This is a genomic window from Thiogranum longum (genome assembly GCF_004339085.1).
Classification (GTDB): domain Bacteria; phylum Pseudomonadota; class Gammaproteobacteria; order DSM-19610; family DSM-19610; genus Thiogranum; species Thiogranum longum.
Map to the genome: position 1 here is coordinate 1859120 of NZ_SMFX01000001.1, position 23509 is coordinate 1882628.

The following is a 23509-nucleotide window of genomic DNA, read 5'->3' on the forward strand; positions in this document are numbered from 1 at the left end:
GATGCCGGCAGATGGCGGGTTCCGGGCTGCCTGGTGGCTACCGGGCGCCCACCTGCAGACACTCTTTCCGACACTGTTCCGTGTTCGCAGACCCCCGCCTCTGAAACGCGAACGACTTGAACTCACCGACGGCGATTTCCTCGACCTGGACTGGACACGCGAACAGACGGGGCCGTTGGTACTCCTGCTGCATGGCCTGGAAGGCTCATTAGATTCACACTACGCCTCCAGCTTTCTGGAGACGCTGGATCGTTCCGGACTGCAGTGTGTACAGATGTACTTTCGCGGCTGTAACGGTGAACCCAACCGGCTGCCACGTGGCTACCACTCAGGCGAAACCGGCGACCTGCAAACGATTATTGAGCATATCAGGCAGCGCTACCCCGAACGCGACCTGTATACCGTCGGTGTCTCACTGGGCGGGAATGTATTACTGAAATGGCTGGGCGAGAACCCGCAACAGCAGCAGCTACAGCGCGCCGTTGCGATATCGGTACCGTTTGACCTGGCCAATTCCGCAGCCCGGCTGGAGCGCGGGTTGTCGCGCCTCTACCAGGCCTACCTGCTGCGCAAGCTAAGGCACTCACTGCGTCGCAAGGCACAGCATGTCGACATGCCGATTGATATGTCACGTCTGTCGAAACTCACCACATTCCGCCAGTTCGACAATGAAGTCACCGCACGCCTGCACGGTTTTGACGGTGTTGATGATTACTACACAAAATCCAGCAGCCGACAGTTTGTATCACGCATCACCACACCGACGCTGATTATTCACGCACTGGATGACCCGTTCATGACTCCCGACGCCATTCCCCGCAGCGACGAAACGGGTCCTGGCGTAGTACTCGAACTTTATCGCAGCGGCGGTCATGTAGGATTTGTTTCCGGACGATGGCCCCTGCGCCCGCATTACTGGCTCGATCAGCGCGTTGCAGCCTACCTGATCGCCGGGGAAAGTCAGTGATCCAGCGCTATTCTTGCACCATATCTGTGCACTATAAGTAAATTCTTATTCTCTCGATTCAGGCCGGTGTTGTTCCTGTTTGTCGCTGAACCCTGTCAGCACAGGCGCATCGGCAATACCCAAGATAATTTCTAGCTTCAATCCATATCCTGTTGTTTTGGCTAATCTAGTATAGATATTTTTAATGCGGGAATAGACATAACAAGCGGTTAAGCAACAGAATTTCTCAACACTGTCCTCAAGCTGTGTAGGGTCATGCCGATACTCCACCCAGACTGATTCGTCAATACCTTGGCGCACAGAATTGAGAATCTACACCCTGCAGGGAGCCGCTTTTACGGTCCCCTACGACCAGGATGACCTGTTGAGGCTAAACACACTATGACACGTTCGAACCTGATCAAGACAACCGCGCTGAGCCTGGTGCTACTGTCAGGCGCAAGCCATGCATCCGAAGCTGATATTTACTCGATCCACTTCACTGAAGATGGCAGACATCTTATTACAGGTGGTGCCGGAGGCTATACGCTGGCCGAAAAGGTCGAGCATACCGGTGGTATAAAAATCTGGGATGCAAAGAGTGGCGCACTGGTCGAGGCGCTGGGTGACCGCAAGGATCTGGATGCACTGTTCGGTAGCCAGTATGGCCGCGTGGGCAACCGCCGCTGGGGGATCAGCAACTTCAAGGATGTGGTGATGACGGGTTCCTACCCGAGCGGCAAGGTGCTGGTGATACCGAGTTCACTGGGTGTTATGGATAACAACCAGAAAACACAGCTGCCTGGCTTCATCGGTGGCTACATGGATTTCTCGGGCAAGCAGCCGGCCCGTATTGAACTGTCAAAGATCAATGCCAAGAACGGTAACTGCGACCCCAAGACCGGTTTCCATGATTATGTCGGGCCGATTGTGCCTTCCAATAACGGCAAGTTCGCCGCCATCGTGGTGAATACCTGTACGGCACGCACCAACGACAAGGACCAGCAGGTCGCCTTTGAATACAATTCCGATTTACACGTGATGGATCTGGAAAAATTCACCATCACCCGCACCATCGAACATATCGATGCAGGCGTCTACGCGCTGGGTATTACCGATGCCGGTAACCGCGTGGCATTCGTCGGCCGTGACCAGTTCGCTGTCATCGATACCGACAGCGACAAACGTCATGTTGTCGAAACCTACTCGGGCAGTGATTTCATGATTCCGCGCCAGTTCAGCTCCCTGCAATTCAGCAAGGATGGCAAACAACTGATCTCGCTGCGCAATGTATACGACATCGAAAGCGGCAAGGAACACACCCTGAAATGGGCCAGCGGCGACGCCAAGAAGCCACGCCGTATTTCCAGTGTTCGTGTTTCACCCGACCTGAAGTTTTTCGCCATTGTCATGCCGAAGCGTTCATTGATTACCTTCGGTGACGACGGCCTGCCCCACTCTTACGGCAAGGCGGACAAGGTTGTGTTGCTGAGCACCACTACCGGTGAACGCACCGAGCTTGAAATTACCGAGTCCATGACCGAAGGCAAGCGTTGTGTCACGGATATTTCCCCGGACAGCCAGCGCGTCGCTGTAGGCTGCAAGGGTGGTCTGCTACGCGTGTATGACTCGCAGACCGGTAAACTGGTCTGGAACAAGCAGAACCTCGGCAAGAAGTCTGATAACGGCCTCATGCAGGTCGAGTATGACGATGGCCTGGATAACCTGTACAGCATGCTGGACAGCTCAAAGGACAGCTTGCTGTTGAACTAGCTCACTGTTGAACTGGCTTACTGTCATACCGGCGAAAGCCGGTATCCATAAAAAAAGGGCCTTACGGCCCTTTTTTTATACCGCCTTCATACTGAGGCGTATACGGCCCTGTTTGTCGACTTCCAGCACCTTGACCTGGATGGTGTCACCCTCTGACAGCTTGTCGCTGACCTTCTCGACACGCTCGTCACTGATCTGGGAGATGTGTACCAGCCCGTCCTTGCCTGGCAGGATGGTCACGAAAGCACCGAAGTCCATCAGCTTGGCAACCTTGCCTTCATACACGTGCCCGACTTCGACATCGGCGGTGAGCTGTTCAATACGACGCTTGCACTCTTCACCGGCGGCGTGGTCCACGGAAGCAATCTTGACGGTGCCGGTATCGTCGATATCAACGCTGGCACCGGTTTCCTCGGTCAGCATGCGGATGGTTGCGCCGCCCTTGCCGATGACGTCGCGGATGCGATCCGGGTTGATCTTCATGGTAATGTAACGCGGTGCATAGGCTGACATCTCTTCACGCGGCGTATCGATGGCGGCGTTCATTTCCTTGAGAATGTGCAGGCGTGCTTCCTGTGCCTGGGCCAGCGCCTGTTCCATGATCTCTTTGGTGATACCGTCAATCTTGATGTCCATCTGCAGGGCATTCACACCCGCTTCTGTACCGGCCACCTTGAAATCCATGTCGCCGAGATGATCTTCGTCACCCATGATGTCGGTCAGCACGGCGAAGTCTTCGCCTTCCTTGATCAGACCCATGGCAACACCGGCCACCGGTGCTTTCAACGGCACGCCGGCGTCCATCATGGACAGGCTGCTGCCGCAGACGCTGGCCATGGAGCTGGAACCGTTGGACTCTGTAATCTCGGACACGACACGAATGGTGTAGGGGAATTCCTCGACTGACGGCATGACGGCCAGCATGCCACGCTTGGCAAGGCGGCCATGGCCGATTTCGCGGCGCTTGGGACTGCCGACACGACCTGTCTCGCCGACACAGTAAGGCGGGAAGTTGTAGTGCAGCATGAAGTGCTCGCGATATGAACCCTGCAGGGAATCGATAATCTGCGCATCGCGCTCTGTACCGAGCGTGGTAACCACCAGCGCCTGGGTCTCGCCACGGGTAAACAGGGCGGAACCGTGAACGCGCGGCAATACACCGGTGCGAACGGTAATCGGACGGACGGTTTTGGTGTCGCGTCCGTCAATGCGCGGATTGCCTTCGATAATACGGCTGCGGACGATACGTTTTTCCAGCTTGTCCATTGCACCGCGGATATCCTCGGCGCTGAAGCCACTCGCGTCATCACTGGCGAGCTTGTCGATGGTTTCGCTGCGAATGGCATCCAGTCGCGCGTAGCGGTCCTGCTTGTCGGCAATCTGGTAGGCTTCGCCAAATGCCGCTTCACTGGCTTCGGCAACGGCTTTGGCCAATGTTTCGTTCGGTTCCGGTGCAGTCCAGTCCCAGGCCGGTGTGTTGACTTCGGCAGCCAGTTCGCTGATAGCGTTGATGGCGGCCTGCATCTGCTCGTGTCCGTATACAACGGATCCGAGCATGACATCTTCCGGCAATTCCTTCGCTTCGGATTCAACCATCAGCACGGCCTTTGAAGTACCGGCCACGACCAGGTCCAGCCGGGAATCTTCCAGCTGACTGCGTGTCGGGTTCAGGACATACTCGCCATCGATGTAGCCGACACGGGCTGCACCAACCGGTCCACTGAACGGCAAACCGGAAATCGAGCAGGCCGCAGAAGCACCCAGCAGTGCAGGAATATCAGGATCAATATCCGGGTCGAGTGACATCACGGTAGCGATGATCTGTACTTCGTTGGTGAAACCTTTCGGGAACAGCGGGCGAATCGGACGATCGATCAGGCGACACAGCAGTGTCTCGTTTTCACTCGGGCGTCCTTCACGACGAAAAAAGCCGCCTGGTATCTGCCCGGCGGCGTAAGTGCGTTCCTGGTAATCCACCGTCAGCGGGAAAAAGTCCCGGCCTTCCGAACCGCGTTTTAACCCTACCACGGTGACAAAGACGACGGTCTCTCCCATGCTGACCATGACAGCGCCATTGGCCTGTCGGGCGATCTCGCCGGTTTCGAAGGTCACGGTCTGGTCGCCGTACTGGAACGATTTCTTGATCGGATTCACTGGCAAGTCCTTAACTGGTGGCTACAGCTGTTGATTGAATGCAATATCGAAGAGGTATTAGCGACGCAGACCCAGGCGACCAATCAGGTCCTGGTAACGGCTGACGTCCTTGCCCTTGAGGTAATCGAGCAATTTACGGCGGTTGCTGACCATGCGTAACAGACCCTGGCGGGAATGGTGGTCATGCTTGTGTTCCTGGAAGTGTGATGTCAGTTCCTGGATGTTTGCGGTCAGCAGCGCGACCTGTACTTCGGGGGAACCGGTGTCGCCCTGCGCGCGCTGGTAATCAGTGACAATCTGTTGTTTCTGTTCGGTTGATAAAGCCATGCTTTGCTCCAAAATGTAAGTCGTATTGTTGCATCCAGCGAACAGGCCAGACGCAAGCCGGGTAGTTTACCTGTACAGGCCTGTTCGCTCAATAGCTTAGGCACCTTTCATCATCCGGCGCGGGGCGACCCGGCCGTCGTCGAGAATTTCGCCCATGCCGAGGAAGGTATGCTCGCCCTCGTACAGTCGCACCCAGCCGCTGGTCGGTGCGCGCGGCACCAGAACGGCCTGCCCCTGGCGCAGGTAGAACGCTGCATCAGCGGATAAATTCACGTTTGGCCATTGAGTTAGCGCAGTTTCAATGGGTAGCAGCAGGTCATCAGTGGCACGTTTATCTTCTTCCTTGACCGCTTCAAGCTGCTCCAGGGTGACGAGATTTTCATCACCATACGGGCCAACGGCCGTGCGCCGCAGTGCCGACACGTGTGCACCACAGCCAAGCCTCTCGCCAATATCCTCTACCAATGTACGGACATAGGTGCCTTTCGAGCAATGTACCGAAATATCCAGCCAATCGTCGCCGCGCCCGGTCAGGGTGAGTTCGTGGATATCCACGGGGCGCGGGTCGCGCTCCACCTCGACACCCTGGCGGGCCAGTTTGTAGAGTCGCTGACCTTCGTGCTTGAGCGCCGAGTACATGGGCGGGATCTGTTCGATGGCGCCACGGAATTGCTCCAGCACCGATTCAATCTGTGCATCGCTGTAGTTTTCCACCGGGCGGGTGCTGACCACTTCACCTTCCGCATCCGCCGTGGTGGTCTTCACGCCCAGCTGGCAGCGCACTTCATAGCGTTTGTCGGCATCCAGCAGGAATGCGGATACCTTGGTGGCCTCGCCCATACAGACAGGCAACACACCGGACGCGAGTGGGTCCAGACTGCCGGTATGACCGGCCTTTTTGGCAAAATACAGGCGTTTGACCTGTTGCAGGGCGTCGTTGGAGGTTATCCCCGACGGTTTATCCAGCAACAAAATGCCATTTACATCCCGGCCTCGTACGCGGCGTCGACCCATAATCGGTAAAATCCTCAGTTGTTATCAGGATCGGTATCGTCGTCGGGTTTCGCATCTGCCTTCACGACAGAATCGATCAACGCGCTCAGACGGGCCCCTTCCTGAAGGGAATGATCCTGTTTGAAATGGAGTTGCGGTACATGCCGCATCTTGAGTGTCTGCCCCAGCAGGTGGCGCAGGAAGCCCGCCGCACCTTCCAGCGCTTTCAGCAGTTCGGTGATTTCTTCCTGCTCGCCCAGGGTCGAGACGTAGACTTTGGCATGAGACAGATCACGCGAAACCTCAACAGCCGACACGCTGACCAGGCCAACGCGCGGATCGCGCACTTCGTCACGAATCAGAGTCGCGAGTTCGCGCTGAATCTGCTCGCCAACACGGCGCGTTCTGGGAAAATCTCTGGGCATGACAACTCACCGTCGCTACCGGAAACCGGCGCGATCTCAACGGCCGGATTATTCGACCGTACGCGCCCTCTCTGTCCGTTCGAAGACTTCGATCTGGTCGCCGGGCTTGACGTCATTGTAGCCCTTCACGCCGATACCGCATTCGGTACCGCTGCGCACCTCGTTGACGTCGTCCTTGAAACGACGCAGCGATTCCAGCTCGCCTTCATAAATAACCACATTGTCGCGCAATACCCGGATAGGGGCATTACGACGCACCACGCCTTCGGTCACCATACAGCCGGCAATCGCACCGATCTTTGGTGCCCGGAATACATCGCGCACCTCGGCGAGACCGATGATCTCTTCGGTGACTTCCGGTGACAACATACCGGAGACAGCCGCCTTGACATGGTCAATGGCATCGTAGATAACACTGTAATAATGCAAATCGATTTCGTTTTCTTCGACAATGCGTCGCGCCGAGGCATCGGCACGCACGTTAAAGCCGATCAGAATGGCATTGGATGCCAGCGCCAGGTTGGCGTCGGTTTCGGTGATACCACCGACACCCGAGGACACCACGTTGACCGTGACTTCATCGGTCACAATGCGGGTCAAGGCTTCACGTAATGCTTCGACACTGCCCTGCACGTCCGCCTTGAGCACGATATTGAGCGTCTGTTTCACGCCCTTGCCCATGTTGCTGAACACGTCTTCCAGTCTGGACTGGTGCTGACGGGACAGTTTCACTTCGCGCTGTTTCTGCTGACGGAATTCGGCCAGCTCGCGTGCCTTGCGCTCGTCATTGATAACCTGCGCGTCTTCGCCCGCCGCCGGTGTTCCGGACAGACCCAGCACCACTGCCGGCATGGACGGTCCGGCCGATTCAATCGGCTTGCCGGACTCATCAAACATGGCACGTACGCGCCCGATCTCGTGACCGGTCACCAGTGTGTCGCCTTTTTTCAGTACGCCGTTCTGCACCAGGATTGTCGCTACCGGGCCACGGCCCTTGTCGAGGGCTGACTCGATCACAACACCCTGTGCAGGGCAGTCCACAACAGCCTTCAGTTCCAGCAGTTCGGCCTGCAGCAACACGGCGTCGAGCAGTTCATCAACGCCCTGCCCGGTTTTGGCAGACACTTCGATGAACTGGGTATCACCACCCCAGTCTTCCGGAATGACGCCCTTTTGTGACAGTTCGGTTTTTACCCGTTCGGGATCCGCGTCCGGCTTGTCGATCTTGTTGATGGCGACAACCACCGGCACACCGGCCGCCTTGCTGTGTTCAACCGCTTCGATGGTCTGCGGCATGGCGCCATCGTCGGCTGCCACTACCAGGATAACGAGATCCGTCACTTTGGCACCACGTGCACGCATCGCAGTGAAGGCCGCGTGTCCGGGTGTATCAAGGAAGCTGATCATACCCTTGCCGGTTTCGACGTGGTAGGCACCGATGTGCTGGGTGATACCACCCGCTTCGCCGGCGGCAACGCGGGTGCGGCGGATATAGTCGAGCAATGAAGTCTTGCCGTGATCGACGTGACCCATAATGGTCACAACCGGCGGACGTGGCACCTGCTCGCCCGTCACTTTGGCGGCGGCCTGCTGCTCGATCTCGATTTCCAGATCGTTTTCGGAAACCTGTTTGGCGGTATGGCCCAGTTCTTCAACCAGCAGAACCGCCGTATCCTGGTCCAGTGACTGGTTGATGGTAGCCATGACACCCATCTTCATCAGTGACTTGATCAGCTCGGTCGCCTTGATAGAAAGTTTCTGCGCCAGGTCACCGACGGAGATAGCTTCCGGAATCTCCACTTCGCGTACAACCGGTGCAGTCGGTCGCTCGAAGCCATGCTCGCCGGATGACTTGACGGCAACACCTGAACGACGTCCACTGGGTTTTTTACGACGCCCGCCCTTGCCCTTGGCAACGTGCAATTCCTTGCGGCCATACTTGGTCGGCTGATCGGCAACTGGCTCGCGGTGGCGCGTCTTGCGCTCTTTTTCGGTTTTTTGCTGGCGCGCTTCCTGCTCGGCGCGCGCCTGTGCCTGGGCTTCATCCGAAACCTTGCTTTCCGCTTCTTTTACCTTGCGCGCTTCTTCCTCTTCTTTCAGGCGCAGGACTTCCTCGCTCTGCTTGCGCTCTTCTTCCACCTTGCGTTCAGCCTCTTCCTCGGCACGGCGCAGGGCGTCTTTCTCGGCCTGGATCTTGGCTTCACGTTCGGCCAGCAGGCGCGCCTTTTCCTCGGCCTCCTGCTTGAGCCGGTCTTCTTCTTCGGCAACCAGTTCGGCACGCTTGACGTAAGTGCGCTTCTTGCGAACTTCGACGCTGACCGTCTTGGCTGTTGCGCCGCGACCGGATGAGCCGGTTTTCAGCTCCGTGTGCATCTTGCGACGCAGCGTCACTTTTTTCGGCTGTGTCTCGGTGGGGGCTTCAGTTCTGCCATGGCTCTTACGCAGATAGCTGAGTAACTGCATCTTCTCCTTGTCGGAGATTGTTTCATCCGCATCACTGATCTGCATGCCGGCCTCGCCCAGCTGCGCCAGCAGGCGGTCCACCGGCAAGCCGACTACATCAGCAAATTGTCGTACTGTAACGTCGCTCATCGTAAGGCGTCTCCTCGACGGTTACCCTTGTTCTTCTTCTGCAAACCAGGGCGCACGCGCCGTCATAATCAGTTTACCCGCGCGCTCCTCGTCCATGCCATCGATATCCATCAGGTCATCAATAGCCTGTTCCGCCAGGTCTTCCATCGTCACTATGCCTTTCCCTGCCAGCGTGAAGGCCAGGTCTTCGTCCATGCCTTCCATCTCCAGCAGATCATCTGCCGGACGACTGCCACCAAGGTTTTCCTCACTGGCAATGGCACGTGTCAGCAGCACATCGCGGGCGCGTCCGCGCAACTCTTCGACGATATCTTCCTCGAATTCCTCGATCTGCAACAGCTCGCTGTTGGGTACGTAGGCAATTTCCTCGACCGTTGAGAAACCTTCCTGCACCAGGATTACAGCGACTTCCTCGTCGACATCCAGGTCTTCCTTGAACAGGTTGGTGAGAACCTTCATTTCTTCCTCGGACTTCTCGGCAGCCTGCTGTTCGTCCATCACGTTCAGTTCCCAGCCGGTCAGCTGGCTGGCCAGGCGCACGTTCTGGCCGCCACGCCCGATGGCCTGCGACAGCTGGTCGTTGGCTACTGCCACATCCATGCTGTGCTTGTCTTCGTCGACCACAATCGACACGACTTCAGCCGGTGACATGGCGTTGATAACAAACTGCGCCGGGTTCTCATCCCAAAGAATGATGTCGACGCGTTCACCGGCGAGTTCGGTGGATACGGTCTGCACGCGTGATCCACGCATGCCGACACAGGCACCGACCGGGTCAATGCGCGGGTCGTTGGATTTCACCGCAATCTTGGCGCGCATGCCCGGGTCACGGGCAGCGCCGAGAATCTCGATCAGGTCCTGGCCGACCTCCGGCACTTCCAGCTTGAACAGCTCCACCAGGAATTCCGGTGCCACGCGACTGACGAACAGCTGCGGTCCGCGCTGCTCGCTGCGCACTTCCTTGAGGTAGCCGCGCAGGCGGTCACCGGGGCGCACAGCCTCGCGCGGGATCATTTCCTCGCGGTAGATAATAGCCTCGGCGTTAGCCCCCAGGTCCAGGTAGACATTGCCGCGTTCCACACGCTTGACGATACCGGTCACCAGTTCGCCAACACGATCCTGGTAGGCATCAACCACCTGGGCACGCTCGGCTTCGCGAACCTTCTGCACGATAACCTGCTTGGCGGTCTGCGCACCGATACGGCCGAAATCAATAGATTCGATCTCTTCCTCGATGTAGTCACCGACCTGGATATCCGGGTTCTGCTTGCGCGCCTCTTCCAGCAGGATCTGGCGGCTGGGATAGCGGAAGCCACCTTCTTCGTCGTCTTCACCCGCTTCGGTGTCAGGATGTTCCTCGACCACTTCCCAACGTCGGAAGGTCTTGTAGTCACCGGTCTCGCGGTCTATTTCGACGCGCGCCTCGATGTCTCCCTCGTGGCATTTTTTGGTCGCCGATGCCAGTGCAGCCTCGATCGCGCCAAAGATGATCTCTTTGTTGATACCCTTCTCGTTGGCAACAGCATCTACGACCAAAAGAATTTCTTTACTCATTACGCACCCTCCGCACGATGCGAATCAAAATCGGGAACCAGTCGCGCCCGGTCTATTTCATCCGGCGCCACCACAAGTTCTTCCTCACCCAGCTGCACCACGACATGGCCATCTCTCAGGCCTATCAGGGTGCCCTGGAATTTACGCCGGCCGTTCACGGCAGCCGTTAGCTGCACGCTGATTTCATGCCCGGCGAAACGCTCAAAATCTTTCAGCTGGTACAGCGGCCGGTCCAGACCGGGCGACGACACTTCCAGTGCGTACTGCCCGCGGATCGGGTCCTCAACATCCAGGATACCGCTCACCTGGTGGCTGACCTTCCTGCAGTCTTCCACCGTAATGCCCTGCTCGCTGTCAATGTAAACTCGCAGCACACCCTGTTTGGCGCGGATAAACTCCACCCCGACCAGTTCAAATCCCAGTGCTGTCACCGCCGGCTCCAGGAGCGCGCGGAGTTCCGCAGATTCTCGCGGCATACATTTCCACCACAAACAAAAAATGGGCCAATGGCCCACTCCAAAACCCGGAAACCGTCAATTTACCGCCGACCCCGGGAGACATCTCCGCTATTGTATCAGAAGGCTTTCGGAAAATGTACCCACCCCGCTCCTTCGATTATGCCTGCCCGGGTTTTTGCTGCAAGAAGGGGTAATCCGTGTATCCCTCCTCAGCCCCTCCGTAGAAGGTTTCCGGGTTCGGCTCGTTCAGCCGGGCGCCGCGGGCGAAGCGTTCAGGCAAATCGGGGTTGGCCAGAAACAGCCGGCCAAAAGCGATCAGGTCAGCGTCGCCCCGCTGTAGCGCCTGCTCGGCCCTGGCCTGGTCGTAGTTGTTGTTGGCCATGTAGATGCCAGCGAATGTGTGCCTGAGCTCGACATAGTTCACGTGTCGTTCTCCACTCATCATGTCGCCTTCAAGCACGTGCAGGTAAGCGAGCCTGTGCCCGCGCAACATTTCTGCGACGGCGTTAAATGTTACTTGCGGCTGCGAATCACTGATGTCATTAAAGCGGTTCTCGGGCGAAAGCCGCACACCGATACGATGGGTCGGCCATACATCACTCACTGCGGTAACAACCTCATCCAGCAGTCGCATCCTGTTTTCAATACTTCCGCCATAGGCATCGGTGCGTTTATTCGTGCCATCGCGCAGAAACTCGTCCAGCAGATACCCGTTCGCCGCGTGTATCTCCGCCCCATCGAACCCCGCGTCCTTTGCATGCTGTGCGGCAGCGGCATAGTCGGCAATCACATCCGGTATTTCCTCGAGCTCCAGGGCACGTGGCGTCACGAAAGGCTGCATGCCTTCGCAGGTTATTGCATCACCCTCGGGACGAATAGCCGAAGGCGCGACCGGCCGTTCATTTCCGGGCAACAGCGAAGGGTGTGATATACGCCCGACATGCCAGAGCTGAATAAAAATACGTCCACCTTCGGCATGTACCGCTTCTGTGACCTTGCGCCAACCGGCAACCTGTTCATTCGTGTGTATGCCGGGTGTCGCGGGATAACCCACACCCTGCGGCGAGACCTGACTCGCCTCGGTAATTATCAGTCCTGCGCTGGCACGCTGTCTGTAGTACAGCGCATTCAGATCAGTGGGCACATTTCCCTCGCCCGCACGATTACGCGTCAGCGGCGCCATCACTATGCGGTTGGGCAAGGTCATGTCACCCAGCGCCAGCGGCGTGAACAGGTTTGTCTTCGATACGGTATTTGCAGGCATGATGTCGTTCCTTGTCATGGAATATATAAAGTCCTGATCCATCAGCTTGCGCGGTTCAGTGCTTCACCAGGGTTATTCGCAATACATCAACGCAAATCAATTATTTTTATAATAAATAACTGTATGTTAGAGGATATTCTTAATCCACTATGGAATCCGCGTCACTTAACCTCTCTGACTTCCCCTGAAAGATTCGCTAAGATACCACCCCCGCTACGCAAGGTGCGACCCTCCGGGTATTTGCACCGGCAATAAAAATCGATCGTAGTAGCCAGTATCAGTAGCCAGTGAGGAGAGGTTGATGGATTTTGCGCACGCGCTAGGTGTGAACAGGGAAGTGGAATGTCCCGAGCAGGAACGCGAAGAACTGCAACTCTACATCAATCTTAAACTGGCCTCTTCCGGCCAACCCACCTGTGTACCGCAAGATGCCGCCCGCTTTCTCGATATCTCCGGCGACCTGCTGCGCAGCTATCGCGAAAAGAATCGCCTGCTGGCCGATTATCACTGCTGGGTCGACCAGCGTATCCAGGATTTCCTCAATCGCTACCTGGATGATCTGTCACTGGACAGAGTACCGTCATTGCCGACCCAGTCCTTTATACTGGATCGACACGGCGTGGCACGTGAGTTGTCGCTGCCGATGGGTGAGGATGTATTCCGCTCGGACATTGTTTCCAGCTACCGGGTCAAGAACGGTGTGCTGCACAACCCGGCCAGTGACCGACGCACCACTGAAGGCTCTTTCCATATCGCCGAAGGCGGCCTGCCGATTCCCGGCGATAAAAAAGCCGTTCCGAAAATCGCCTTTGCACACATGCTCACCCACGCACTGAATCCGCCGAAGGATTTGCTGACCATTCCTTTCACCGCCAACCTGCCCGACCCGGCACATATGTTTGTGTCACTGCTGCTGCGGCCGGTGGTATGCCCGGCCATTCCCGGCAAGGAAGCGGAAAAGTCGATGGAGATTCATTTCTTCGCGCCCGGCAACCTGGTCAGCAACCTCGATTTTGTGGAAAGTATTTTCGGCAATGGCGGTAATCCCTACCTTGCCGAATTCGATGCCGCGCTGGACGTGGATCACTGGACCGGCCACACCGGCTGCGTGATCCTGGCGCCGCAACTGGTCGGCCTCTCCAAGAGAGACCTGGGGCTGCCGCACCGGGATGACGCCACTGAACGGCAACGTGCCGACGGCATGTGCTGGAAAGACAATGACGAGATCTACAACAACGGCCAGGCTTTCAAGATTACGGCACGTGACGAAAGCGGCGTTATCATTACGCTGCTGGCCGACAATTACTTCGGCTACTGCAAGAAGGAAGTCAAGACACAGATCGGCTTTGCCGCCAACCTGTACGGCATGGCCGAAGAAGAACACGCCGGTGGCGCACTGGCTTTCCCGCGCCGAAATCATGGCGAGGAATACGGCGTCGACAGCCGTACACACAAGCCCGGTTATTCCTTTGATGAAATTGCCGAACGCTATAGTGAGCTAATGGATGTGAAGCCGGAAGGCTATGCCATCGACAAAAAGTTTCCGCAGATTGTCTACGTCCCGCAAAAGGTCCGCATGGACCTGAACGCCCAGACCATCACCTGGGAAAAAGAGGGTGAACAGAAAACGATCCGTCTGCAGCCGGAAAAGATCTACATGCAGCCCAACGGCTACAAGGTCGAAATGCTGAAACACCCGGGCGCACCGTCCTGGCGACTGGTCGGCACCAACCCGGAAGGTACCTTCTGCCACAAACCTTCTACCGTTTCCGGCGGTGGCAAATCAGAGATATCCAAGTCACTGAATGATGCCGTGATCTATCGCTCGCTGTTCGTCGATGACCTGCAAAAAGACCTCGACCAGGTGCAGGCCATTTTCGACATGGACTACAGCACGCGCTTCAAACCCGGCTTCGAAAAAGAAGACCGCGACCCGATGCGCAAGCCGCTCAGCCCTGAGCGCAGCCTCGGCTCCGTTATCAAACTGCTGACACCCAGCTCGAGTTACACCGATGAATTCAACGCGTGGCTGGATTCCATATCACCACGCATCCTGGCGCTGGTATTTATCATCAAGCGTTTCTACCGGCCGGAATGGGGCAACAACTGGCGTGATCACCTGTCCGTGGACCGGGTGGACGGTGCTCCGGCGCATGAACTGAAACTCGATGACCGCCATATTGTCGCCTCCTACCTGCGCGTCGGTTTTGACCGTGACGCCAAGTGGCGAACCTTTAAATTACGCCAGGACTATATCGCCACCGAGAAGATACAGATGGAAGATGACATCACCGCCTCGGTGGTGGTGCCGTCATCCTGTATTGCTGACTGCGCACCGGCGCGTGCCGGCGCGCACAGTGTCAAGCTGACGCACAACTGTGAATACCGGCTTTTCCAGCGCCCCGATGACGCCATCATCCCGGGCTTCGACAAGCAGACCGAGCTTGATATGTCCAGGCCGGATAATTTCTTTGCCAACTACGAACCTCTCAATCACGACAAGGTCAGGGAACTGGTCGAGGATGTACATACTTTTTACCAGTTCACACAACCGATGCAGGATTTGCTGAAATCCGCGTACAAAGAAAACAGCCCGTATGTGGTTTCATCCGCACACCCGCGCATGGTGGACGGCGCGCCATCGAAGAATCCACGCTACCTGCAGACACGGCCGGACCTGGTCAACCCGGTGCGCAAACACGTCGCCGAAATGAGTACCCGCTTCCACCGCAAATTGCCGCTGGAACAGCAAGTCTGCCACCCGGTTGATGCCGTGCTGACCGGTCGCCGCAACAACCCGCCCGAACCCGGTATTCGTCCACTGGCCGTCTATAACCCGATTCACTACCAGGAGCTGCCGGAGCTGTTCATGGATTTCCTGTGCAGCCTGACCGGCAAGTCGCCCTCCACTACAGGCGCCGGCAGTGAAGGCGCGCTCACCAAGGGGCCGTTCAATGCCCTGCGTACAGTGGCCGACCTGAACAACGCACTGGTATCGTATATCCTCACCGGCTATGCCGGCTTTTCCAGCTCCGCGGGCCACGTCGGCCCGGAAGTCCGGGTTAACCATGACATCAGCCTGCTGGTACCGGAAATCTGGGCACGCCTCGAACCCGAGCAACGTGATCCGGTCTGGCTGATTGAAAAAGGTTACCTGGAAAAACTGGAAGACTTCGAGCACAACGATGAACAGGTTCTGGCCAGCCGGCTTGGCTATCGCATCACCAGCCGCTTCGTACACGGTTTCTTCGGCAAGATCTTTGACAATCCCGCCGCTGTGTTTACCGAGGAAATTCTCAAGCCGGAAGTCCAGAACCCCGACGTGTTCGTTGACGGTGTCAATAATATTGTCGAAGCGCAACAGCGTGAGGCTCAACGGTTCATCGACGATGGCAGCATCGAGGACGCCTGCCCGCCGCTACAGGCATTGATCAATATCATGGCAACCGGCAAGCACGAAGGCATGGATGCCCATCACCCTGAATTCCGGGACATGTTTACCCGTGACAACCTGCTCAAGTCGCGCTGGTACAAACAGCGCCTGGAAGTCAAACAGTACCGCGACATTGCCTTGTGGCAACGCAATGTAAATTACCTGAAGCAGTTCATGGACGACGCCGATTACGCCGATGAGGCGCAACGTCTCGACATTGCCGGACGTTACCAGCGTGCAACCGAACGGCTGAAGCAGACACAAAGCCGTCGTTATCTCAAAAGCCTGGTTGGCACACTGGGCGCTGACCCGCTCGGGCTTTCAACGGTCGCCGCCGCCAACCAGTTGATCAACTGGAACCGCATGAAACTGTCTTTCTCCGACAGTGGCGCGGTTGAACCGGCCAAAGTGGCCGACGGCGTGGACGTTAAACACCTGACTCTGTTGCAACGCTTCAAGGCCCGCTTCCGGCGTGCTCGTTTGCAATAGCGAGACGCATGGCCCCCTACGATCAGAACCACACGCTGGAAGCCTGCAATCTCACCTGCATACGTGATGACCGCAGCCTGTTCAGCGAATTATCCTTCTCCCTGAAAGCCGGCCAGGCTTTGCTGGTCGAAGGCCGCAATGGCAGTGGAAAAACCTCACTGTTGCGTATTCTGTGTGGTATTCGCCAACCTGATGAAGGCCATATCCACTGGAACGGTGGGGACATCTACCGGCTGTCGACCGGGTATAACGCCGTAACCGCGTGGGTCGGACACAAGGACGGTATCAAGCTGGAACTCACGGCGCAGGAAAATCTCGTTTTCGCACGCAGCCTTGGTACTCCCTCGGAGCTGGGCATTGCCGAAACACTGGATGCCATGGAACTTGGTGGCTTCGATGATGTCTGCGCTATTAATCTGTCAGCCGGACAGAAGCGGCGGCTGGCATTGGCGAGGCTGCTGGCAACCCGGTCGCCATTGTGGATTCTCGATGAGCCATTTACATCACTTGACACACACGGCATCTCGTTGATTGAGAACATGATCAACAAACACCTGGAGGACGGTGGTATGCTCGCCGTTACATCACATCACGCCGTAACACTGGACAGCAGCGACATTACGCACATTAATCTTTCCGCATGACACCCGCCACACTCCCACAGGCTTTCAGCACTCTGCTGCGTCGCGACCTGACGCTGGCCTACCGTCGACGTTCGGAAATGATCAATCCGTTGTTGTTCTTTGTGCTGGTGACGGCGCTGTTTCCACTCGGCATCAGTGCCGACCCGGCACTGTTACGCGAAATCGGCCCGGGTATTATCTGGGTCGCCGCCCTGCTTGCATCACTGCTGTCACTGGAGACCGTGTTTCGCTCCGACTTCGACGACGGTTCACTGGAACAGTTACTGCTCAGTCCTCACCCGCTGTCGGTACTGATGATTGCCAAGGTGCTGGCGCACTGGCTGATCACCGGTCTGCCGTTGCTGATTGTGGCACCGTTGCTCGGCGTGCTACTCAACCTGTCCGGTGATGCAATGCAAACACTGCTGATTACACTGGCACTGGGTACACCGGTACTGAGCCTGGTTGGCGCTATCGGTGTGGCACTGACCGTTGGCCTGCGCAAGGGTGGTACCATCCTGTCACTGCTGGTGTTGCCGTTGTACGTGCCGGTGTTGATCTTTGCTGCCAGCGCTGTCGCCAGCAGTGATGCCGGGCTACAGGTCAGCGCACATCTTTCCCTGCTAACGGCGTTGCTGATCCTGGCCATCAGTCTGTCGCCCGCCGCCACCGCCGCATCCCTGCGCATTAGTATGAGTTGACCATGTTACGTTTCTTCCACAAGCTCGCCTCACCCAAACATTTCTACCGCATCAGTGGCAAGTGGATACCCTGGCTGGGTGTCGCCTGTCTCGGTTTCATGCTGGCCGGCCTCTACCAGGGTCTGCTGGTGGCACCGACGGACTACCAGCAGGGCGACAGCTACCGCATTATGTTTGTACACGTGCCGGCAGCGTGGATGTCGTTGTTCATTTATATGGTGATGGCCATCGCCGGCGTCATCGGACTGGTGTGGCGTATCAAGCTGGCCGAGATCATGGCCATCAGCAGTGCGCACATCGGTGCATCGTTTACCTTCCTGGCACTCATTACCGGTTCCATCTGGGGCAAGCCCATGTGGGGCAGTTGGTGGGTCTGGGATGCGCGTCTGACGTCGGAACTGATCCTGCTGTTCCTGTACCTGGGTGTGATCGCCCTGTACAACGCCATCGATGACCGACGCACTGCAGCACGCGCCACTTCGATCCTGGCCCTGGTCGGTGTCGTTAATATACCGATCATTCACTACTCGGTTGAATGGTGGAACACCCTGCACCAGGGACCAACTGTGACAAAATTCGATGCGCCTTCCATTGATTTTCGCATGCTGATTCCTCTGCTGCTGATGGCTGTTGCCTTCAAACTCTTTTACGCCGTGGTTGTGCTGCTGCGCGCGCGTGTCGAAGTACTCCAGCGTGAACGCAATACAAGCTGGGTCAAGGAACTGGTGGCTGAAAATGAATGACTTTCTGCACATGGGCGGCTACGCCACCTACGTCTGGAGTTCCTACGGCATCACGCTGGTCGTGCTGCTGGCGAACCTGATCGCCCCTGTCAGGGGACGCCGTAAACTGTTAACCCAACTGGCGCAGCGTGAAAAGCGCGCGCAGAGGATGAAACAATGAATCCTGCCCGCCGTAAACGCCTGATCCTGATCGGCCTGATGGTGGCCGGCGTCGCCATCGCTGTCGGTTTCGCATTGAATGCCTTTAACCAGAACCTGATGTTCTTTTATTCGCCGAGCGAAGTGGCTTCGGGCGAGGCGCCAGCCGACCACACCTTCCGGCTCGGCGGCCTGGTTACCAACGGCAGCGTCAAGCGTCTGCCCAATGGACTGACCACACGCTTCGATGTCACTGACAACACCAGAACAGTGACGATTGAATATACCGGCATCCTTCCCGACCTGTTCCGCGAGGGACAGGGCATAGTGGCACATGGAAAACTCAATACAGACGGTGTATTCATCGCCGATGAAGTGCTGGCCAAACATGATGAAAACTACATGCCGCCGGAAGTCGCCGATGCACTGAAGAAATCACATGAGGTGAATTCCGCCGCAGGCGGAAGAGAAGACGCCCTGGGGCGTGAGGTGAATTCCGCCGCAGGCGGAAGAGAAGACGCCCTGGGGCGTGAGGTGAATTCCGCCGCAGGCGGAAGAGAGGACGCCCTGGGGCGTGAGGTGAATTCCGCCACCAAACAGGGTGCCACGCCATGATTCCCGAACTTGGACACTTCGCGCTTATCCTCGCACTGTGCCTGGCGGTAGTTCAGGCAACCGTCCCGCTGATCGGCAGTCTTAACCGCACCCCCTCATGGGTGGCAATGGCGCGTCCACTGGCCTATGGCCAGTTTGTGTTTCTTGCATTTGCCTTTGCCGCACTGGTTTATGCCTTTCTGAGCGATGACTTCTCTGTGCTTTATGTTGCACAGCACGGCAACACCGAGCTGCCGACAATCTACAAGATTTCCGCCGTGTGGGGTGCACACGAAGGCTCTTTACTGCTCTGGGTATTGATCCTTTCCGCCTGGTCGGTTGCGGTTGCCGGCTTTACCCGCAACCTGCCAGATGTCATCGTGGCGCGTGTCCTCTCGGTGATGGGCATGATCAGTATCGGCTTCCTGTCGTTTCTGCTGTTTACCTCGAATCCTTTTGCACGGCTGTTTCCCGTGGCTTTACAGGGTGGGGAACTTAACCCGTTGTTGCAGGACTTTGGCCTGGCGATCCACCCGCCAATGCTCTACATGGGCTACGTCGGCATGTCGGTCGCCTTCAGTTTTGCCATAGCGGCGCTGATCGGCGGCAAGCTGGACAATGCCTGGGCGCGCTGGTCGCGCCCCTGGACGCTGGTGGCCTGGATGTTCCTTACCATCGGCATTGTGCTCGGCAGCTGGTGGGCCTATTACGAACTCGGCTGGGGTGGCTGGTGGTTCTGGGACCCGGTCGAGAACGCCTCCTTTATGCCCTGGCTTGCCGGTACCGCATTGATTCACTCACTGGCTGTAACGGAAAAGCGTGGCGCCTTCAAACGCTGGACTGTATTACTGGCACTGCTCGCCTTCTCACTGAGTCTGCTGGGTACCTTCCTGGTGCGTTCCGGAGTACTGACCTCGGTGCACGCCTTTGCCTCGGACCCGGCACGCGGCCTGTTTATCCTGGTGTTCCTGATGCTGGTGATCGGTGGCTCGCTGTTACTGTATGCACTACGTGCACCGGGTATTTCACGCGGTGGCGGCTTTGACATACTGTCACGCGAAACGCTGTTGCTGGGCAACAATCTGTTGCTGATCCTCATTACTGCGCTGGTATTGCTCGGTACGCTGGCGCCCTTACTCTACGACGCGCTCCAGTGGGGAAAGATCTCGGTCGGCTTTCCCTGGTTCAATAGTATGTTTGTAACCTTTGCTCCGCTCATGATTCTGCTGATGGGTGCGGGACCGCTGACACGCTGGAAGCACCAGGACCCGGCTGAACTGCTGCGGCAGCTGCGTGTTTCACTCGCCATCAGTATTGCGGCAGGTGTTGCCGTGGCCATGCCATTCATGAGTGGCTCATGGTCTGCCGGACTGGCGGTCGGACTTTCAATGTGGTTGCTCACCACGTTGCTCACCAGCCTGCACCTCAGGCTGCGTAATCGTGGCGGCATCAGGAAACTGTTTGCCGACCTGGCAGGCCGTGGAAGTCGTTCTTACTATGGCATGTGGGTAGCGCATCTTGGTATTGCCATGTTCGTGGTTGGTGTCACCTTCGTGACCCAGTTCGACGTCGAGAAGGATGTGCGCATGAGCCCGGGACAGGAAATCATGCTCAACGATTACCTGTTCCGTTTTGACGGTGTTGCCGTACACGAAGGCCCCAACTACACCGCGCAACGCGGCACGCTTCATGTCAGCCGTGACGGTGAGGAAATTGCTGTACTGCATCCCGAGAAGCGTAAATACCGTGTACAGACCAAACCCATGACCGAAGCCGGCATCGACGCCGGGCTGTTTCGTGACATCTATGTCTCGCTCGGCGAGTCACTGGGTGGCGGCGACTGGGCACTGCGCCTGTATTACAAGCCGATGGTGCGCTGGATCTGGCTGGGCGGGTTGTTGATGGCCCTGGGCGGCCTGCTTGCTGCATCCGACCCACGCTACCGACTGCGCGTGCTGGCAAAATTTCGTGGTGAAGCACCGGGTAATGCGCTGGCCGCGGGAGGGCGGGCCTGATGCCGGCATTTTTCCGCTACCTCGTGCCACTGCTGGCGTTCCTTGCACTGGTTGCCCTGCTGTTCAAGGGGCTTGGCATCGACCCCAAGAGAGTCCCCTCCCCGCTGATCGACAAGCCGGCCCCGGCATTTAACCTGCCGAAGCTGAAGCAACCGCAGCAATCGCTCAGTAATGCAGACCTTGAAGGCAAGGTTTCACTGCTCAACGTATGGGCGACCTGGTGTGTCGCCTGCCGCCAGGAACACCCTCTGCTCGTTCAGCTGAGCAAGTCCGGTGTGCCGATATACGGCCTCAATTACAAGGACCAGCGTCCTGCGGCCGAACAGTGGTTGCAACGCTTTGGTGACCCCTATGTCGCCAATGCCTTTGATGCCGAAGGTCGCGTGGGAATTGACTGGGGTGTCTACGGCACACCGGAAACCTTTATCATCGACAAACAGGGCATCATTCGCCACAAACATATCGGGCCACTCACACGGGATGCCATCGAACGCGAAATCCTGCCACTGGTCAAAAAACTGCGCGAGGAAAAGGGATGAAGTCTTTTCGCCTCTATGGTGTTCTCATTGCCTGCATGGCCATTTCATCCGCCCTGTTCTCACCACTCCAGGCGGCCGGGCTGGAAGCCTTCGATTTCAGCGGCAATGTCGATGAAACCCGTTTCAAGTCACTGATCGCAGAATTACGCTGCCTGGTGTGCCAGAACCAGTCACTGGCAGATTCGGATGCCGATCTTGCCCACGACCTGCGTCGCGAAGTTTATGAACTGATGGACCAGGGCAAGAGTAACCAGGAGATCGTGGATTACCTGGTTGCACGTTACGGTGACTTTGTTCTTTACAACCCGCCTGTCAAACCCGAAACCTGGATACTCTGGTATGGCCCGTTCGGTCTGCTCGCGGTGGGATTTTTTATACTGCTGTACACCGTTCGACAACGCAAGCGCCAGCCGGAAGCCGACTTTTCCGAACAGGAAAAGGAACGTCTGAAACAACTGCTTGGCGATGACAACAATAACGGGGACAAACCTGCATGACCCTTTTCTGGATACTGGCTGGCGTCATGGCCGTTCTCGCCCTGTTTTTTATTGCCGTGCCGGTGCTACGTAGCCGGCACAGGACTGATGTCGACCGTGATCAGCTCAATACCGCTGTTATCCGTGAACAGCTGGCCGAACTCGGTGCTGACATGGAGGCCGGGAAACTGGATGCCGACGCCTTTGAGTCAGCCCACCACGATCTCGAACGTGAACTGCTCAACGCCATCGACGAGACCCCGGACAAGCCTCGCGCCAGCTCAAGAAGCGGGCGCTGGTTACTGGCAATACTGTTGCCCGCCATCCCCCTTCTGGCTGTCATGCTTTATCTGCAACTGGGTGTTGTCGATCCTTCACAACAGGCGTCGCAGGCGGCACAAGCCGCGAATGACAATAGCGGCGGTATGCCGGAGCACGAAATCAATGCTGTGCTGGAAGAACTTGCACAACGCCTGGCCGCAGAACCGGATCACGCGGATGGCTGGATATTGCTGGCACGCAGTTATGCATCCCTGCAACGGTTTGATGAAGCAGCGGCCGCCTATGAACAGGCGCGAAAATACGGTGGCGATACACCCGAACTGCTGGTCGACTATGCCGACACGCTGATTGCCGCCAGTGGCGGGAACTTCAGCGATGAGGTGGGTGCCATGCTAAAGAAGGCACTGGCGCAACAACCGGATAACCTCAAGGGCCTGTGGCTGTTCGGACACTGGCTGTACCAGCACGGCAACTACCAGGGCGCACTGGATAACTGGCAGGCCGTTGCCGCACAGGCACAGGCAGGCTCCGAGACGTCCAGGGTGCTGCAACAGCAGATCCAGCTGGCGCGCTCGAAACTCGGTACTGCCGCGCCCGCAGAAACAAAAGCACCTCCTGCTGAAAATGATAGTGGCGGTGCATCCCTTCGTGTCAAGGTTTCGCTCGACCCGTCCCTGAAAGACAGCGCCGCACCCGACGACACTGTGTTTATCTTCGCGCGTGCCGTCAGCGGCCCGCGTATGCCACTGGCCATCGTGCGCAAACAGGTTCGTGACCTGCCGGTAACGGTTACACTGGATGATTCCCTGGCCATGTCACCGGCCATGGTATTGTCACGCTTTCCACAGGTAAGTATCGGTGCGAGAATCTCGAAAACCGGTCAGGCCATGCCGGCAGCGGGCGATTTACAGGGAACCCGGGAACCGGTTTCGACACGTAATGCGCCTGAGACAGTAAATGTCGTGATCAACGCAAAGGTAGGACAATAAA

Annotated in this window: 20 protein-coding genes; 12 read left to right on the plus strand and 8 right to left on the minus strand. The window is 57.2% G+C overall.

The genetic code is table 11. The features are described from left to right. The first annotated feature begins 1 nt into the window (after position 1). Both DFR30_RS09175 and DFR30_RS09180 read left to right on the plus strand, forming a co-directional pair. On the plus strand, positions 2-967 hold the full coding sequence (locus DFR30_RS09175; protein ID WP_132972524.1) for a hydrolase: 966 nt from the start codon (positions 2-4) through the stop codon (positions 965-967). 381 nt (positions 968-1348) lie between these two features. Continuing rightward, positions 1349-2719 carry a WD40 repeat domain-containing protein gene (locus DFR30_RS09180; RefSeq protein WP_132972526.1) on the plus strand — a complete coding sequence of 457 codons (1371 nt, stop codon included), beginning with the start codon at positions 1349-1351 and terminating at the stop codon, positions 2717-2719. A gap of 75 nt (positions 2720-2794) precedes the next feature. On the opposite strand, the gene pnp is transcribed toward DFR30_RS09180, so the two are convergent. From pnp to DFR30_RS09220, 8 genes are all read right to left on the minus strand, one after another. After that, positions 2795-4873 (minus strand): polyribonucleotide nucleotidyltransferase, encoded by a 2079-nt coding sequence (gene pnp / locus DFR30_RS09185; RefSeq protein WP_132972528.1) that lies wholly within the window; start codon positions 4871-4873, stop codon positions 2795-2797. Positions 4874-4930: 57 nt separating this feature from the next. Then, positions 4931-5200, minus strand: a complete 270-nt coding sequence (gene rpsO, locus DFR30_RS09190) for a 30S ribosomal protein S15 (protein ID WP_132972531.1) — start codon at positions 5198-5200, stop codon at positions 4931-4933. Between the two features lie 96 nt (positions 5201-5296). Next, positions 5297-6214, minus strand: a complete 918-nt coding sequence (gene truB, locus DFR30_RS09195; RefSeq protein WP_132972533.1) for a tRNA pseudouridine(55) synthase TruB — start codon at positions 6212-6214, stop codon at positions 5297-5299. Positions 6215-6228: 14 nt separating this feature from the next. Beyond that, on the minus strand, positions 6229-6618 hold the full coding sequence (rbfA, locus tag DFR30_RS09200; RefSeq protein ID WP_132972536.1) for a 30S ribosome-binding factor RbfA: 390 nt from the start codon (positions 6616-6618) through the stop codon (positions 6229-6231). A gap of 48 nt (positions 6619-6666) precedes the next feature. Further along, entirely contained in the window at positions 6667-9210 is a 2544-nt protein-coding gene (gene infB / locus DFR30_RS09205) for a translation initiation factor IF-2 (protein ID WP_132972538.1), read from the minus strand. A gap of 21 nt (positions 9211-9231) precedes the next feature. Next, on the minus strand, positions 9232-10764 hold the full coding sequence (nusA, locus tag DFR30_RS09210; protein WP_132972540.1) for a transcription termination factor NusA: 1533 nt from the start codon (positions 10762-10764) through the stop codon (positions 9232-9234). Next, positions 10764-11240, minus strand: coding sequence for a ribosome maturation factor RimP (rimP, locus tag DFR30_RS09215; protein WP_132972542.1), 477 nt, complete (start codon positions 11238-11240; stop codon positions 10764-10766). The genes nusA and rimP overlap by 1 nt, the downstream gene beginning before the upstream one ends. Before the next feature lie 139 nt (positions 11241-11379). Continuing rightward, on the minus strand, positions 11380-12486 hold the full coding sequence (locus DFR30_RS09220; RefSeq protein WP_132972544.1) for an alkene reductase: 1107 nt from the start codon (positions 12484-12486) through the stop codon (positions 11380-11382). Positions 12487-12787: 301 nt separating this feature from the next. On the opposite strand from DFR30_RS09220, the gene DFR30_RS09225 reads away from it, so the two are divergent. Genes DFR30_RS09225 through ccmI form a run of 10 tightly spaced genes read left to right on the plus strand, consistent with a single transcriptional unit; the run spans position 12788 to position 23508 of the window. Beyond that, the gene (locus tag DFR30_RS09225) at positions 12788-16408 is read left to right on the plus strand and encodes a PPi-type phosphoenolpyruvate carboxykinase family protein (protein ID WP_243640715.1); all 3621 of its coding nucleotides are present in this window, start codon (positions 12788-12790) and stop codon (positions 16406-16408) included. 8 nt (positions 16409-16416) lie between these two features. Beyond that, positions 16417-17052, plus strand: coding sequence for a cytochrome c biogenesis heme-transporting ATPase CcmA (gene ccmA / locus DFR30_RS09230; protein WP_132972546.1), 636 nt, complete (start codon positions 16417-16419; stop codon positions 17050-17052). Further along, a complete protein-coding gene (ccmB, locus tag DFR30_RS09235) occupies positions 17049-17732 on the plus strand; it encodes a heme exporter protein CcmB (RefSeq protein WP_132972548.1) in 684 nt (227 codons plus the stop codon). The genes ccmA and ccmB overlap by 4 nt, the downstream gene beginning before the upstream one ends. A gap of 2 nt (positions 17733-17734) precedes the next feature. Further along, entirely contained in the window at positions 17735-18475 is a 741-nt protein-coding gene (locus tag DFR30_RS09240; protein ID WP_132972550.1) for a heme ABC transporter permease, read from the plus strand. Continuing rightward, entirely contained in the window at positions 18468-18635 is a 168-nt protein-coding gene (ccmD, locus tag DFR30_RS09245; protein ID WP_207891861.1) for a heme exporter protein CcmD, read from the plus strand. Before DFR30_RS09240 ends, ccmD begins: the two co-directional genes overlap by 8 nt. Beyond that, the gene (gene ccmE / locus DFR30_RS09250; RefSeq protein ID WP_132972552.1) at positions 18632-19228 is read left to right on the plus strand and encodes a cytochrome c maturation protein CcmE; all 597 of its coding nucleotides are present in this window, start codon (positions 18632-18634) and stop codon (positions 19226-19228) included. The genes ccmD and ccmE overlap by 4 nt, the downstream gene beginning before the upstream one ends. Beyond that, positions 19225-21222: a heme lyase CcmF/NrfE family subunit gene (locus DFR30_RS09255; RefSeq protein ID WP_132972554.1), complete on the plus strand. Its 1998-nt coding sequence runs from the start codon at positions 19225-19227 to the stop codon at positions 21220-21222. The genes ccmE and DFR30_RS09255 overlap by 4 nt, the downstream gene beginning before the upstream one ends. After that, positions 21222-21761: a DsbE family thiol:disulfide interchange protein gene (locus DFR30_RS09260; protein WP_132972556.1), complete on the plus strand. Its 540-nt coding sequence runs from the start codon at positions 21222-21224 to the stop codon at positions 21759-21761. The genes DFR30_RS09255 and DFR30_RS09260 overlap by 1 nt, the downstream gene beginning before the upstream one ends. Then, positions 21758-22258, plus strand: a complete 501-nt coding sequence (locus tag DFR30_RS09265) for a cytochrome c-type biogenesis protein (protein WP_132972558.1) — start codon at positions 21758-21760, stop codon at positions 22256-22258. The genes DFR30_RS09260 and DFR30_RS09265 overlap by 4 nt, the downstream gene beginning before the upstream one ends. Then, positions 22255-23508: a c-type cytochrome biogenesis protein CcmI gene (ccmI, locus tag DFR30_RS09270; RefSeq protein WP_132972560.1), complete on the plus strand. Its 1254-nt coding sequence runs from the start codon at positions 22255-22257 to the stop codon at positions 23506-23508. The genes DFR30_RS09265 and ccmI overlap by 4 nt, the downstream gene beginning before the upstream one ends. Position 23509: the final 1 nt, after the last annotated feature.

Coding starts and splice junctions, on each gene's coding strand:
- ccmE (WP_132972552.1), top strand. CDS start 18,632: ATGAATCCTGCCCGCCGTAAACGCCTGATCCTGATCGGCCTGATGGTG.
- DFR30_RS09180 (WP_132972526.1), top strand. CDS start 1,349: ATGACACGTTCGAACCTGATCAAGACAACCGCGCTGAGCCTGGTGCTA.
- rbfA (WP_132972536.1), bottom strand. CDS start 6,618: ATGCCCAGAGATTTTCCCAGAACGCGCCGTGTTGGCGAGCAGATTCAG.
- DFR30_RS09265 (WP_132972558.1), top strand. CDS start 21,758: ATGAAGTCTTTTCGCCTCTATGGTGTTCTCATTGCCTGCATGGCCATT.
- DFR30_RS09255 (WP_132972554.1), top strand. CDS start 19,225: ATGATTCCCGAACTTGGACACTTCGCGCTTATCCTCGCACTGTGCCTG.
- DFR30_RS09220 (WP_132972544.1), bottom strand. CDS start 12,486: ATGCCTGCAAATACCGTATCGAAGACAAACCTGTTCACGCCGCTGGCG.
- nusA (WP_132972540.1), bottom strand. CDS start 10,764: ATGAGTAAAGAAATTCTTTTGGTCGTAGATGCTGTTGCCAACGAGAAG.
- DFR30_RS09225 (WP_243640715.1), top strand. CDS start 12,788: ATGGATTTTGCGCACGCGCTAGGTGTGAACAGGGAAGTGGAATGTCCC.
- ccmB (WP_132972548.1), top strand. CDS start 17,049: ATGACACCCGCCACACTCCCACAGGCTTTCAGCACTCTGCTGCGTCGC.
- rpsO (WP_132972531.1), bottom strand. CDS start 5,200: ATGGCTTTATCAACCGAACAGAAACAACAGATTGTCACTGATTACCAG.
- infB (WP_132972538.1), bottom strand. CDS start 9,210: ATGAGCGACGTTACAGTACGACAATTTGCTGATGTAGTCGGCTTGCCG.
- DFR30_RS09240 (WP_132972550.1), top strand. CDS start 17,735: ATGTTACGTTTCTTCCACAAGCTCGCCTCACCCAAACATTTCTACCGC.
- DFR30_RS09260 (WP_132972556.1), top strand. CDS start 21,222: ATGCCGGCATTTTTCCGCTACCTCGTGCCACTGCTGGCGTTCCTTGCA.
- rimP (WP_132972542.1), bottom strand. CDS start 11,240: ATGCCGCGAGAATCTGCGGAACTCCGCGCGCTCCTGGAGCCGGCGGTG.
- truB (WP_132972533.1), bottom strand. CDS start 6,214: ATGGGTCGACGCCGCGTACGAGGCCGGGATGTAAATGGCATTTTGTTG.
- ccmA (WP_132972546.1), top strand. CDS start 16,417: ATGGCCCCCTACGATCAGAACCACACGCTGGAAGCCTGCAATCTCACC.
- DFR30_RS09175 (WP_132972524.1), top strand. CDS start 2: ATGCCGGCAGATGGCGGGTTCCGGGCTGCCTGGTGGCTACCGGGCGCC.
- ccmD (WP_207891861.1), top strand. CDS start 18,468: ATGAATGACTTTCTGCACATGGGCGGCTACGCCACCTACGTCTGGAGT.
- ccmI (WP_132972560.1), top strand. CDS start 22,255: ATGACCCTTTTCTGGATACTGGCTGGCGTCATGGCCGTTCTCGCCCTG.